Source organism: Microbacterium sp. NPDC064978 (assembly GCF_044543605.1).
GTDB classification, from domain to species: Bacteria; Actinomycetota; Actinomycetes; order Actinomycetales; family Microbacteriaceae; genus Microbacterium; species Microbacterium meiriae.
Genome location: NZ_JBITWF010000001.1, coordinates 482,298 through 495,155, shown reverse-complemented (window position 1 = coordinate 495,155; position 12,858 = coordinate 482,298). Strand labels below are relative to the sequence as shown.

Genomic DNA, 12,858 nt, shown 5'->3' with positions numbered 1-12,858 from the left:
ACTCCCTGCACACCCTTCTTCTTCTCGATCGGAGACACCGTGACGCGCCCCTGGATCCCCGGAACCGCCGACGCCGACCTCACCGCCCTCGCGACGACGCCGCGCCTGGTCGTGGCCCTCGACTTCGACGGCACCGCGTCCCCGCTCGTCGCGGACCCGATGGCCGCGCGGGCGCTGCCGGAGGTCGCCGTGCAGATGGCCCGTCTCGCGGCGATGCCCGACACGATCGTCGCCTACGTCTCCGGTCGCAGCATGCACGACCTCAGAGAGATCACCGAGCACACCGACGACTCCGTGGTCGTCCTCGCCGGCTCCCACGGCGCGCAGTACTGGTTCCCCGGTGAGGGTGCCGCCGACGCCCCGGGGGACACGACCGAGCTCGGGGCGCGCGAGGAGCTGTGGGCCGCCGCGCAGCCGATCATCGACCGCTACGAGGGCGCGGAGCTGGAGCCGAAGACCTTCGGCATGGGCGTGCACACCCGTCGCGCGGACCGGGAGACGGAGGAGAGGGTCTTCGCCGAGATCGACGCCCTCGTCGCCGAGCGCTTCCCGCAGTGGCGCCGGCGCGCCGGCCATCGGGTGCTGGAGTTCTCGTCGCGGAACGAGGGCAAGGACGCCGCGATGATCGCCCTTCGGGAGCGCTTCGACGCGACGGGCATCCTCTTCGCCGGTGACGACGTGACCGACGAGGATGCGATGCGTGTGCTGCAGGAGGGCGACCTCGGTGTGCGCGTCGGACCGGGGGAGAGCGCCGCGACCCTCCGTGTGGACTCTCCACAACAGATCGCCGCGCTTCTGGAGACGCTCGCGAACGAGAGGGCCGTCGCGCAGGAATAGACTCTCGTCATGTCCTCGCATGATCCCTCCACCAGCGCGCCCATCGACATCAAGCCCCGCAGTCGCGTCGTCACCGACGGCATCGAGGCCACGACCTCCCGCGGCATGCTCCGCGCGGTCGGGATGGGGGACGCCGACTGGGACAAGCCGCAGATCGGCATCGCGTCCAGCTGGAACGAGATCACACCCTGCAACCTGAGCCTCGACCGGTTGGCGCAGGGGGCGAAGGAGGGCGTGCACTCCGGCGGTGGCTACCCGCTGCAGTTCGGCACCATCTCCGTCTCGGACGGCATCTCGATGGGCCATGAGGGGATGCACTTCTCGCTCGTGTCGCGCGAGGTCATCGCCGACTCGGTCGAGACCGTGATGATGGCCGAGCGCCTCGACGGCTCCGTCCTGCTCGCGGGCTGCGACAAGTCGATCCCCGGCATGCTCATGGCCAGCGCGCGCCTCGACCTGTCGAGCGTCTTCCTCTACGCCGGGTCGATCGCGCCGGGCTGGGTCAAGCTCTCCGACGGCACCGAGAAGGACGTCACGATCATCGACTCGTTCGAGGCGGTCGGCGCCTGTCGTGCCGGCCTCATGAGCGAGGAGGACCTCAAGCGCATCGAGTGCGCCATCGCTCCCGGTGAGGGCGCGTGCGGCGGCATGTACACCGCCAACACCATGGCCTCCGTCGCCGAGGCGCTCGGGCTCAGCCTGCCGGGCTCCGCCGCGCCGCCCGCTGCCGACCGCCGCCGCGACTACTTCGCGCACCGGTCGGGCGAGGCCGTCGTCAACCTGCTCCGTCAGGGCATCACGACGCGCGACATCCTCACCAAGGAGGCGTTCGAGAACGCGATCGCTCTCGCGATGGCCCTCGGCGGCTCGACCAACGTCGTGCTCCACCTCCTCGCGATCGCCCGGGAGGCCGAGGTCGAGCTGAGCCTGCACGACTTCAACCGCATCGGCGACAAGGTTCCGCACGTGGCCGACATGAAGCCGTTCGGCAAGTACGTCATGAACGACGTCGACCGGCACGGCGGCATCCCCGTCATCATGAAGGCGATGCTCGACGAAGGGCTGCTGCACGGCGACGCGCTCACCGTCACCGGCAAGACGCTCGCCGAGAACCTCGCCGAGCTCGACCCGCAGCCGATCGACGGCGAGGTCATCCACACGTTCGACAACCCCATCCACGCCACGGGCGGCCTGACGATCCTGCACGGGTCGCTCGCTCCGGAGGGTGCCGTGGTCAAGACCGCCGGCTTCGACGCGGCCGTCTTCGAGGGTCCCGCGCGGGTCTTCGAGCGCGAGCGCGCCGCCATGGACGCGGTCGCCGAGGGGACCATCGAGCCGGGGACGGTCATCGTCATCCGGTACGAGGGCCCCAAGGGCGGACCGGGTATGCGCGAGATGCTCGCCATCACCGCGGCCATCAAGGGCGCGGGGCTCGGAAAAGATGTACTACTCTTGACGGACGGACGATTCTCAGGCGGCACAACCGGCCTGTGCATCGGACATATAGCACCCGAAGCGGTGGACGCAGGTCCCATCGCCTTCGTGCGCGATGGTGATCTGATACGGGTCGATATCGCAGCTCGCTCTCTCGACCTACTCGTCGACGAGGCGGAGCTCGCCTCCCGCCGCTCTGGCTGGGAGCCGCTTCCCCCGCGCTACACCCGAGGCGTTCTTGCCAAGTACTCGCGCCTCGTGCGGTCCGCCGCCGAGGGAGCGACGACCGGCTGATCCATCGACCGGCTCAGGAACCGCTCGATCGGAGCGCCGGTGTCCCGCACAGTTCATCAGAAGGAAAGTCATGACTGCTGACTCCGTCTCGGCCGTGCCGAGGCCGCCCGCCCGCCCATCCGCTCCGGAGATCACCGGTGCGGAGGCCGTCGTCCGCTCGCTCGAGCTTCTCGGTGTCACGGACGTCTTCGGCCTTCCCGGCGGAGCGATCCTCCCGGTCTACGACCCGCTGATGGATGCGTCGAAGCTGCGTCACATCCTCGTGCGGCACGAGCAGGGCGCGGGCCACGCGGCCGAGGGATACGCCTCCGCATCCGGCAAGGTCGGCGTGTGCATCGCCACCTCGGGCCCCGGGGCGACCAACCTCGTCACGGCGATCGCGGACGCCTACATGGACTCGGTGCCGCTGCTCGCGATCACCGGTCAGGTGTTCTCGACGCTGATGGGAACGGATGCGTTCCAGGAGGCCGACATCGTGGGGATCACGATGCCGATCACGAAGCACTCGTTCCTCGTGAAGGACGCCGCGGACATCCCCGGCGCCATCGCGGCGGCCTATGAGATCGCCGGCACCGGTCGCCCCGGTCCGGTGCTGGTGGACATCACCAAGGATGCGCAGCAGGCGACCGCGCCCTTCGTGTGGCCGCCGAAGATCGAGCTCCCCGGGTACCGCCCGGTGACGAAGGCGCACGGCAAGCAGATCCAGGCGGCGGCCGCCCTCCTCGCGGAGGCGAAGAAGCCGGTGCTGTACGTGGGCGGAGGCGTCGTCCGCGGCCGGGCCGCGGCCGAGCTGCTCGAACTGGCCGAGTCGACCGGTGCGCCCGTCGTGACGACGCTGATGGCGCGAGGTGCTTTCCCCGACTCGCATCCGCAGCACCTGGGAATGCCGGGCATGCACGGCACGGTCCCCGCCGTGCTGGCGCTGCAGGAGGCCGACCTCCTCGTCTCGCTGGGCGCACGGTTCGACGACCGCGTCACGGGCAAGGCGGCACTGTTCGCGCCGCACGCGAAGGTGGTGCACGTCGACATCGACCCGGCGGAGATCTCCAAGATCCGCACGGCCGACGTGCCGATCGTCGGAGACGTGCGCGACGTGCTCACCGATCTCGACGCGGCCTTCCGCGGAGCGACGGCCGACACGAAGCCCGACATCGAGGAGTGGTGGTCGTACCTCGACGGCCTCCGGAACGAGTTCCCCCTCGGGTACGCGCCGACGACCGACGGCCTGCTCGCGCCCCAGTACGTGATCCAGCGCATCGGCGAGCTGACCGGACCGGAGGGCATCTTCGCCTCCGGTGTGGGGCAGCACCAGATGTGGGCCGCGCAGTTCATCAAGTACGAGCGTCCGAACGCCTGGCTGAACTCCGGCGGTGCGGGCACGATGGGCTACTCGGTGCCGGCGGCCATGGGAGCGAAGGTCGCCGAGCCGGAGCGCCAGGTCTGGGCGATCGACGGCGACGGCTGCTTCCAGATGACCAATCAGGAGCTCGCCACCTGCGCGATCAACAACATCCCGATCAAGGTCGCGATCATCAACAACTCGTCGCTGGGCATGGTCCGGCAGTGGCAGACGCTGTTCTACGACGGCCGCCACTCCAACACCGACCTGAACACCGGACACGGCACGATCCGCATCCCCGACTTCGTGAAGCTCGCGGAGGCGTACGGCTGCCTCGCGATCCGCGTGGAGAAGGAGGAGGAGGTCGACGCCGCCATCCAGCTCGCGCTGGAGACGAACGACCGCCCCGTGGTGATCGACTTCGTGGTGAGCGCCGACTCCATGGTGTGGCCGATGGTGCCGCAGGGGGTCAGCAACAGCTATGTCCAGTACGCGCGCGACCACGCGCCCGCGTTCGACGAGGAGGACTGAGCCATGTCGACCCACGTCCTGAGCCTGCTGGTGGAGAACACCCCCGGCCTTCTGACCCGCGTCGCCGGCCTGTTCGCGCGCCGCGGCTTCAACATCGACTCCCTCGCCGTCGGCGTGACCGAGGTGCCGGGGATCTCCCGCATCACGGTCGTCGTCGATGTGGAGGAACTGCCGCTCGAGCAGGTGACCAAGCAGCTCAACAAGCTGATCAACGTCATCAAGATCGTCGAGCTCGACCCGGCGTCGTCCGTGCAGCGCGAGCACATGCTCGTGAAGGTGCGCACGGACAACGCCAGCCGCTCGAACGTGATCGAGGTCGTCAACCTCTTCCGCGCGTCGGTCGTCGACTACGCCGCCGACGCCCTCGTCATCGAGGTCACCGGCGACAAGGGCAAGGTCGAGGCGCTGCTGCGCGCTCTGGAGCCCTTCGGCATCAAGGAGATCGCCCAGTCCGGCCTCCTCGCGATCGGCCGCGGCGGCAAGAGCATCACCGAGCGCGTCCTGCGCGGCTGACCCTTCGACAGACTCTGGGACCGCGCGTCCCGCACAACCACAACCAAGGAGAGAAACCAGTGAGCACCGAGATCTTCTACGACGACGACGCCGACCTGTCCCTGATCCAGGGCAAGAAGGTCGCGATCGTCGGCTACGGCTCGCAGGGCCACGCCCACGCCCAGAACCTGCGCGACTCGGGTGTCGAGGTCGCGATCGCCCTCAAGGAGGGCTCGAAGTCCGCCGCGAAGGCCGAGGAGGCCGGCTTCCCCGTGAAGACCGTCGCCGAGGCGACCGAGTGGGCCGACGTCATCATGATCCTCGCGCCGGACCAGCACCAGCGCACGATCTACAGCGAGTCCATCGCCCCGAACCTGACCGCGGGCAAGACCCTGGCCTTCGCGCACGGCTTCAACATCCGCTTCGGCTACATCGACGCACCCGAGGGTGTCGACGTGATCCTCGTCGCCCCGAAGGCTCCCGGCCACACGGTGCGTCGCGAGTTCGTCGCCGGCCGCGGCATCCCCGACATCATCGCCGTCGAGCGTGACGCCTCCGGCCAGGCCTGGGACCTCGCGCTGTCGTACGCGAAGGCCATCGGCGGCACCCGTGCCGGCGTCATCAAGACGACCTTCACCGAGGAGACCGAGACCGACCTGTTCGGCGAGCAGGCCGTGCTCTGCGGCGGCATGAGCCACCTCGTCCAGGCGGGCTTCGAGACCCTCGTCGAGGCGGGCTACCAGCCGCAGATCGCCTACTTCGAGGTGCTGCACGAGCTCAAGCTCATCGTCGACCTCATGTGGGAGGGCGGCATCGCCAAGCAGCGCTGGTCGATCTCCGACACCGCCGAGTTCGGTGACTACGTGTCCGGCCCGCGCGTGATCGACGAGCGCGTCAAGGAGAGCATGAAGGGCGTCCTGTCCGACATCCAGTCCGGCGCGTTCGCGAAGCGCTTCATCGAGGACCAGGACAACGGGGCCGAGGAATTCCTCGCACTCCGCGCCAAGGAGGAGCAGCACCCGATCGAGGCGACCGGCAAGGAGCTGCGTTCGCTCTTCGCCTGGAAGCAGCAGGACGAGGACTACGTCGACGGTAGCGCCGCGCGCTGATTCGACTCGCGAACGAACGGGCGTCCCTCCGGGGGCGCCCGTTCGGCGTTCCGTACGGCATTCCGCGGCGCAGACATCCGATGTCTGTGCCAGGATGGACGCATGCGACAGGAATGGTTTGATGACGCCCGCTTCGGCATGTTCGTCCACTTCGGCCTCTACAGCGGGGCCGCGCGGCACGAGTGGGTGCAGAACTACGAACGCCTCACCGACGAGGAGTACCGCCCGTACTTCGACAACTTCGATCCCGACCTCTTCGATGCCGCGGCCCTGGCGAAGACCGCCAAGGAGACGGGGATGGGCTACGTCGTGCTGACGACGAAGCACCACGACGGCTTCTGCCTCTGGGACTCGAAGCTGACCGACTTCACGTCCGTCGCGGCGGTCGGGCGCGACCTGGTGCGCGAGTACGTCGACGCCCTCCGTGCCGAGGGGATCCGGGTCGGCCTCTACCACTCGGTCATCGACTGGCATCACCCCGACTTCACGGTGGACTGGAACCACCCGCGACGCGACGACGAGAACGCGCACGCCCTGAACGAGGGGCGCGACATGGCCCGCTACCGCGAGTACCTGCACGGTCAGGTCCGCGAGCTGCTCACCGGGTACGGCGACATCGACTACCTGTTCTTCGACTTCACCTATCCCGAGTCCAAGGACGGCTGGGAGGGGAAGGGGCCGCAGGACTGGGACGCCGAGGCGCTGCTCGCGCTGTGTCGGGAGCTGCAGCCGGAGATGGTCGTCAACGACCGGCTCGGCATCCCCGCGGACTTCGTGACGCCCGAGCAGTATCAGCCGACGGCTCCCATCGTCCGCGACGGCGTGCCCCTCGTGTGGGAGGCATGCCAGACGCTCAACGGCTCCTGGGGGTACCACCGGGACAACACCGACCAGAAGTCGCCGGTGCTGCTCGCGCAGATGCTCGTCGACTCGGTGTCGATGGGCGGCAACATGCTCCTGAACATCGGCCCGGACGGGCGTGGGGCGATCGCGCCCCGGGATGCGGAGACCCTCGCCGAGATCCGGGAGTGGATGCGCCTGCACGACCGCGCCGTGATCGGGGCCGGTCACGCGCCGTTCACGCCGCCCCGTGAGGGCGTGTACACGCTCCGCGGCGACCGGCTCTACCTGAGCCTGTTCAGCTGGCCGCTGGGCTTCGTGCATCTGCCCGGTCTTGCGGGCAAGGTCTCGTATGCGCGGCTGCTGAACGACGGCTCCTGGCTGCGTACGAGCGTCAGCGACCCGGACCAGCAGGCCGACCTGATGACGCCGGCGGGCGAGGCCGAGGGGACGCTCACGGTGCATCTTCCGGTACGGCGTCCCGACGTGCTGATGCCGGTCATCGAACTGCGCCTCACGGGGGAGTGAGGCTGACGGTGGCGGCGGCTCAGGCCGTCGCCACCGGGATGTCCATGCCCTCGAGCGCGAGGCGGGCGGCGCCGTGCAGGATCGCGTCCGCGCCGGTGGCCGCGGCCTCGATCCGCAGACGCTGGGTCGCGAGCGGGTGGCAGGCCTCGTAGACCCGGCTGCGCACCGCGGCGATGAACGGCTCGGAGGCGCTCATGCTCCCGGTGAGGAACAGGGCGTGCGGGTTGAAGAAGTTCACGACGCCGGACAGTGCCTGACCCAGGTGGGTCCCCGCGGTGCGGACGAGGGTCGTGGCGAGGGGGTCCGCGTCCCGCGCCAGCGTGAGGACGTCGGCCGTGGTGCGGACCTCGGTGTTGCCGCGCTCGCGCATCTGGCGGACGAGGCTCGCGCCGCTGGCCACGGTCTCCAGGCAGCCGGTGTTACCGCAGGAGCAGGGGATGTCGCCGCTGCCGTCGATCCGCGTGTGCGTGATGTCGCCGGCTGCGGCGGTCGCTCCCCGATGGATGTGCCCGTCCACGATGATCCCGCTGCCGATCGCGGTGCCCGCCTTGACGGTGATGCTGTGCTGGGTGTGCCCGAGCTGGCGACGGTGCTCGCCGAGGGCGGCGAGGTTGGCGTCGTTGTCGACGACGACGGGGACGCCGTGGCGCTCCGCGAGGTGCTCGCCGACGCGGAATCCGGGCCACCCCGGCATCCGCGAGGGCTGATCCACGGAGCCGGTCGCGACGTCGACGGGGCCGGGCAGGCTCACGCCGATCGCGTGGACCCGTGTCTCGGCGAGCAGGCGCTCGAAGACCTCCGACACTCTCTCCAGCGTCGCTTCCGGGCCGTCCGCGACGTCGATCGCGATGGTCTCCGAGTGGAGCAGGCCGCCGCTGAGGTCGTGCCGTCCGATGCGGGCATGGCGTCCGCCGAGATCGGCGGACAGCACGATGCCGTCGCCGGCGATCCGCAGCACGCGCGGCCGTCGTCCGCCGCGGGAGGTGCCGGCCCCCGCCTCCTCCAGCACGCCGGCATCGAGGAGCGCCTGTACGCGCAGGCCGACCGTCGACGCGGCCACGCCGAGGGCGGAGGCGAGTTCGGAGCGGGAGCGCGCCTGTCCGCGGGCGACGAAGTCGAGGATGCGCCGCGTGTGCGGGTCGTCGACGGTGGTGTCGGCGGGGTTCGTCATGGAGGCCCTTCGTCTCGAGGCATCGTCAGCGTAGCGGGGGTGCGGCGTGTTTCAGGCGAGTGACGAATTATCACCACCCTATAAACATCGGATGTTCAGCTTGCGGCACCTTGCGAACTATGACAGCGTAACTTCATACGAAATCCTAATTGGTTAGTGCGAGTCTCGAAATAACCTATCCCTTCTCAGGAGGCATTCAATGAAGAAGTTGCGTGTGGGGGCTGTCGCCGCTGTCGCGGGCGTGGCCGTGGCGATGACCGGCTGTGCGAGCAGCGGGGGATCCGGGGGCTCGGCCGACGGCGACACCATCGTGGTGGACATGTGGGCCGGCAGCGAGTCGGACGTCGATGCGCTGGAGGCGCAGATCGAGTTCGCGCAGGAGCAGAACCCGGACATCAAGATCAAGCTGCAGACGTCGCCGTGGAGCGACTTCTTCACCAAGCTCACGACCAACATGGCCAGCGGCAACATGGCGTGCATCACCGGCATGAGCGGCGCGCAGCTCGGCGGCTACACGGCCGGCTTCCGCGAGCTCAGCGACGAGGATCTCAAGACCGCGGGAATCGACTGGTCGGAGTTCAACCCGAGCGCCGACGGCATCCTCAGCTTCGAGGGCAAGGTCTACGGCGTGCCGTTCGACGTCGCCACGATGCTCGTCTACTACAACCAGGACATGCTCAGCGCCGCCGGTGCCGCCACGCCGGAGATCGGCTGGACGTTCGACGACTTCGACACGATCGCCGCCGACGCCACGAAGGACGGCAAGTACGGGTTCGGCATGGGCATGGGCGGCTACCAGTGGATGTCGATGCCGATCGCGTACTCCGCCACGCAGCCCGCCTCCGAGGACGGCACGCTGCACATCGACGACGAGGACTTCGTCGACGCCGCGTCCTGGTACGCCGGCCTGGTCACGGAGAAGAAGGTCGCGGCTCCGGTCGCCTCCGCCTCCGACACCGGCTGGGGCGAGAACCAGTACACGGGTGGCAACGCGGCCATGGCCGTCGACGGCACCTGGAACGCCGTCAGCTACCTCAACAACGAGTCCGGCTTCGCCGCCGGCATGGTGCCGCTGCCCGCGGGCGTGGACGGCAACCCCGGTCCCATCCTCGGTTCCGGCTACGGCATCGCCGAGAACTGCAAGAACCCGGAGGCCGCGCTGAAGGTGCTCGGCTCCCTCGTCGGCGAGGACGCGCAGGACTATATCGCGTCGTCCGGCCGCTCCTACCCGGCCCGCATCTCGTCGCAGCCGCTGTACTTCGAGTCGATCGACGAGCAGTACCGCGACCAGGTCCAGTCGGTGTTCGAGGCCGCGTTCGGTGACACGGTGCCGCTGTACATGACCAAGAACTGGCAGAAGCTCGACAGCTACATCCAGCCCAACCTCGTCAGCGTCTACAACGGCCAGATGACGATGGAGGAGCTGCTGTCGAACGCCCAGGCGCAGTTCGGCGAGTGAGCCGGATCCGGCCCGCACAGCAGTAACAGAGAAAGACAACGAGATGACGATCACGACGAGACGTCGAGGATCGCTCGCCAAGGTCGAGGGCCGCCAGGCGCTGGGTTTCGCAAGCCCAGCCCTGGTGGGCCTCGCCCTGTTCACGATCGTGCCCGTGGGGCTCTCGATCGTGATGAGCGTCTTCGACTGGCCGACCTTCGGCGAACGCACCTTCAACGGGGTGGACAACTACGTCAAGCTGTTCACCAGCAGCCCGGACTTCTGGCCCGCGCTGCGCAACTCGGCGGTGTACACGCTGCTGTACGTGCCGTTGAGCGTCGCTCTCTCGCTCGTGCTCGCCCTCGGCCTCGGCCCCCGCATCCGCGGCCGCGGTGCCCTGCGCGTCCTCTTCTTCATCCCCGTCGTGACCCCGATGGTCGCGAACGTCCTGGTGTGGAAGATGATGCTGCAGCCGCAGGGGCTCTTCAACGGCCTCTCGGTCACCTGGTTCGGCATCGAGCTGCCGAACTTCCTCGCCGACCCCAACTGGGCGATGATCATGGTCGTCGTGATGAGCGTCTGGCAGGGACTCGGCTACAACATGCTGATCTTCTCCGCCGCCCTCGAACAGCTCCCGGAGAGCGTCCTGGAAGCGGCCAGTATCGATGGCGCACAGGGCATCCGGCGTGTGTGGAGCATCATCATCCCGATGATCTCGCCGTCGATCTTCTTCGCGACGATCATGACGATGATCACCTCGCTCCAGGTCTTCGTCCAGCCGCAGATGCTCACCGGAGGCGGCCCCGGCAACGCCACCAAGCCCCTCGTGATGTACATCTGGGAGCAGGGCTTCACCTTCGGCGATCTCGGACTCGCCGCCGCCGCCGCGTGGATCCTGTTCGCGATCATCATCGCGATCACGGGCATCCAGTTCGCCGCACAGAAGAAGTGGGTGCACTATGAGCACTGAGACCCTCGTCCGGCCCACCGGCACCGCCCCGCGGCGTCAGCGCGAGCGGGAGAAGGCGCGCGGTGCGGCGACCACGCCGGGCGCGCGCGCCCGGCTGATCCTCGCGCACGTCACCATCTACGTCGCGGCGCTCATCTTCATCGCGCCGCTCGTCTACGCGTTCTTCTCGGCCCTCAAGCCGAACTCCGAGATGTTCTCGATGCCGCCGACGCTCGTGGGCTCCGAGCTCCGCTGGAGCAACTTCGTCGACGTCTTCGCCTACGGACCGTTCCTCACGTACATCATGAACTCGTTCATCGTGGCGATCGGCGGCACCCTGGTCGTGCTCGTGGTGTCCACGACCGCCGGATACGCGTTCGGGCGCCTGCGGTGGAAGGGCCGCGACGCGGTCTTCGTCCTCTTCCTGGCCACGCTGATGGTGCCCGCCGAGGTGCTCGTCATCCCCATGTTCCAGGTCATGCAGTGGTTCAACTGGGTCGACACCTATCAGGCGCTCATCCTGCCCTTCGCGTTCGGCGCCTTCGGCACGTTCCTGATGCGGCAGTTCTTCCGCGGCATCCCCTACGAGCTGGAGGAGGCGGCCCGTGTCGACGGCGCCGGCCCTGTCCGGTCCTTCCTGCAGATCATCCTGCCGCTGTCGAAGTCCGCGGTCGCGGTACTCGCGGTCTTCACGTTCCTGTCCTTCTGGAACAGCTACCTCTGGCCCCTCATCGTCACGGTCGACTACAACGCGCACGGCACGCTGCCGGTCGGTCTGGCGAGCTTCGCCGGTCTCACCGGCACCCGGTGGGACCTGCAGATGGCCGCCGCCATCATCTCGATGATTCCGACCACCCTGCTCGTGATCGTGCTGCAGAAGCACCTGGTCAAGGGCATCGCGATGGCCGGACTGGGCGGACGATGAACGCGGTCGGGCAGCAGACGGACGACCCTCGACGAACGACCACGGGCCCCGGGTCCGACTTCGCTCTGGCGGGGGTGGACATCGGGGGCACGAAGATCGCGGCCCTCGTCGTGGACGCCTTCGGAGACGTCCTCGCACGCGGAAGCGTCCCGGCGCCCGCGAGCGTCGGCGGCTCGGCGATGGCGGACGCCGCGGCCGGCCTCGTCGCGCGGCTGGCGGCCGAGGCCGGTGTCGCCGTCGCCGCGGTGGGGGTGGGTGCCGCAGGCGTCATCGACCATGAGAGCGGCACCATCCGTGCCGCGTCCGCCCTGTTCGCAGACTGGGCGGGTTTCCCGCTCGGCCCGGAGCTGGCGCAGCGCGTCGGCGTCCCGGTGCGGGTCGAGAACGACGTGAACGCCTTCCTCCTCGGAGAAGCCGCCGCGGCGGGTCCGAGCGTTCCCGATGTTCTCGGTGTGATGCTCGGCACGGGCGTCGGCGGCGCGCTGGTCATCGGCGGGGAGCTGCACCACGGCCCCCACGGCGCGGCCGGCGAGATCGGGCACACGCCCGGTTACAGCGACCTCGTCTGCACCTGCGGGCAGACCGGTCACCTGGAGACCCTGGCGTCCGGGACGTCGATCGCCCGGCGGTTCGAGGAGCGCACCGGTCGTCCGGTGAACGATGCCAGGGAGGTCGCGGAGGCCGCACGGGCCGGCGACGCCGACGCCCGCGCCGTGTTCGACGCCGCCGGACGGGCGCTCGCTCTCGCCTGCGCCAGTGCCGCGACGCTCCTCGACCTGCCGATGGCCATCGTCGGCGGCGGGGTCACGGCCGCCTGGGACCTCCTAAAGCCGTCGATCGAGCGGACGCTCGGTACCGATGCCCCAGTGTCGGGCATCGCGCTGCGCGTCGTCCCCGCCGTCCTCGGAGCCGACGCCGTCGCGCTCGGCGCCATCGAGAGCGCACGACGCGCCCTCGCCCCCGTTTCCTGA

Annotated in this window: 11 protein-coding genes; 10 read left to right on the top strand and 1 reads right to left on the bottom strand. The window is 69.0% G+C overall.

What is annotated here, in order from left to right:
• Positions 1-39 precede the first annotated feature (39 nt).
• From otsB to ACIGJI_RS02450, 6 genes are all read left to right on the top strand, one after another.
• On the top strand, positions 40-837 hold the full coding sequence (gene otsB, locus ACIGJI_RS02475) for a trehalose-phosphatase (RefSeq protein WP_187663919.1): 798 nt from the start codon (positions 40-42) through the stop codon (positions 835-837).
• A gap of 9 nt (positions 838-846) precedes the next feature.
• On the top strand, positions 847-2,565 hold the full coding sequence (gene ilvD / locus ACIGJI_RS02470; RefSeq protein ID WP_187663920.1) for a dihydroxy-acid dehydratase: 1,719 nt from the start codon (positions 847-849) through the stop codon (positions 2,563-2,565).
• A 70-nt stretch (positions 2,566-2,635) separates the two neighbouring features.
• On the top strand, positions 2,636-4,435 hold the full coding sequence (locus tag ACIGJI_RS02465; protein ID WP_363444299.1) for an acetolactate synthase large subunit: 1,800 nt from the start codon (positions 2,636-2,638) through the stop codon (positions 4,433-4,435).
• Between the two features lie 3 nt (positions 4,436-4,438).
• Positions 4,439-4,948, top strand: a complete 510-nt coding sequence (gene ilvN, locus ACIGJI_RS02460; RefSeq protein WP_025103268.1) for an acetolactate synthase small subunit — start codon at positions 4,439-4,441, stop codon at positions 4,946-4,948.
• A 59-nt stretch (positions 4,949-5,007) separates the two neighbouring features.
• Positions 5,008-6,036, top strand: a complete 1,029-nt coding sequence (ilvC, locus tag ACIGJI_RS02455) for a ketol-acid reductoisomerase (protein WP_025103269.1) — start codon at positions 5,008-5,010, stop codon at positions 6,034-6,036.
• A 102-nt stretch (positions 6,037-6,138) separates the two neighbouring features.
• Positions 6,139-7,404, top strand: coding sequence for an alpha-L-fucosidase (locus ACIGJI_RS02450; RefSeq protein ID WP_363444296.1), 1,266 nt, complete (start codon positions 6,139-6,141; stop codon positions 7,402-7,404).
• A gap of 19 nt (positions 7,405-7,423) precedes the next feature.
• Here the strand turns inward: ACIGJI_RS02450 and ACIGJI_RS02445 are convergent, their stop codons facing one another.
• On the bottom strand, positions 7,424-8,575 hold the full coding sequence (locus tag ACIGJI_RS02445; RefSeq protein ID WP_187663923.1) for an ROK family transcriptional regulator: 1,152 nt from the start codon (positions 8,573-8,575) through the stop codon (positions 7,424-7,426).
• Positions 8,576-8,774: 199 nt separating this feature from the next.
• Here ACIGJI_RS02445 and ACIGJI_RS02440 point away from each other — a divergent pair, with 199 nt between their 5' ends.
• From ACIGJI_RS02440 to ACIGJI_RS02425, 4 genes are read left to right on the top strand one after another with little or no spacing between them, the layout of a single operon-like run.
• Positions 8,775-10,034, top strand: coding sequence for a sugar ABC transporter substrate-binding protein (locus ACIGJI_RS02440; RefSeq protein ID WP_363444293.1), 1,260 nt, complete (start codon positions 8,775-8,777; stop codon positions 10,032-10,034).
• 43 nt (positions 10,035-10,077) lie between these two features.
• Positions 10,078-10,983, top strand: a complete 906-nt coding sequence (locus ACIGJI_RS02435; protein ID WP_060920975.1) for a carbohydrate ABC transporter permease — start codon at positions 10,078-10,080, stop codon at positions 10,981-10,983.
• Positions 10,973-11,887, top strand: a complete 915-nt coding sequence (locus tag ACIGJI_RS02430) for a carbohydrate ABC transporter permease (RefSeq protein ID WP_060920974.1) — start codon at positions 10,973-10,975, stop codon at positions 11,885-11,887. Before ACIGJI_RS02435 ends, ACIGJI_RS02430 begins: the two co-directional genes overlap by 11 nt.
• Entirely contained in the window at positions 11,884-12,858 is a 975-nt protein-coding gene (locus ACIGJI_RS02425; RefSeq protein WP_363444290.1) for an ROK family protein, read from the top strand. The genes ACIGJI_RS02430 and ACIGJI_RS02425 overlap by 4 nt, the downstream gene beginning before the upstream one ends.

Excerpts from the sequence above, each read along its gene's own strand:
- ACIGJI_RS02430 (WP_060920974.1), top strand. The coding sequence starts at position 10,973 with ATGAGCACTGAGACCCTCGTCCGGCCCACCGGCACCGCCCCGCGGCGT.
- ACIGJI_RS02435 (WP_060920975.1), top strand. The coding sequence starts at position 10,078 with ATGACGATCACGACGAGACGTCGAGGATCGCTCGCCAAGGTCGAGGGC.
- ACIGJI_RS02425 (WP_363444290.1), top strand. The coding sequence starts at position 11,884 with ATGAACGCGGTCGGGCAGCAGACGGACGACCCTCGACGAACGACCACG.
- ACIGJI_RS02440 (WP_363444293.1), top strand. The coding sequence starts at position 8,775 with ATGAAGAAGTTGCGTGTGGGGGCTGTCGCCGCTGTCGCGGGCGTGGCC.
- ACIGJI_RS02465 (WP_363444299.1), top strand. The coding sequence starts at position 2,636 with ATGACTGCTGACTCCGTCTCGGCCGTGCCGAGGCCGCCCGCCCGCCCA.
- ilvD (WP_187663920.1), top strand. The coding sequence starts at position 847 with ATGTCCTCGCATGATCCCTCCACCAGCGCGCCCATCGACATCAAGCCC.
- ACIGJI_RS02450 (WP_363444296.1), top strand. The coding sequence starts at position 6,139 with ATGCGACAGGAATGGTTTGATGACGCCCGCTTCGGCATGTTCGTCCAC.
- ACIGJI_RS02445 (WP_187663923.1), bottom strand. The coding sequence starts at position 8,575 with ATGACGAACCCCGCCGACACCACCGTCGACGACCCGCACACGCGGCGC.
- ilvN (WP_025103268.1), top strand. The coding sequence starts at position 4,439 with ATGTCGACCCACGTCCTGAGCCTGCTGGTGGAGAACACCCCCGGCCTT.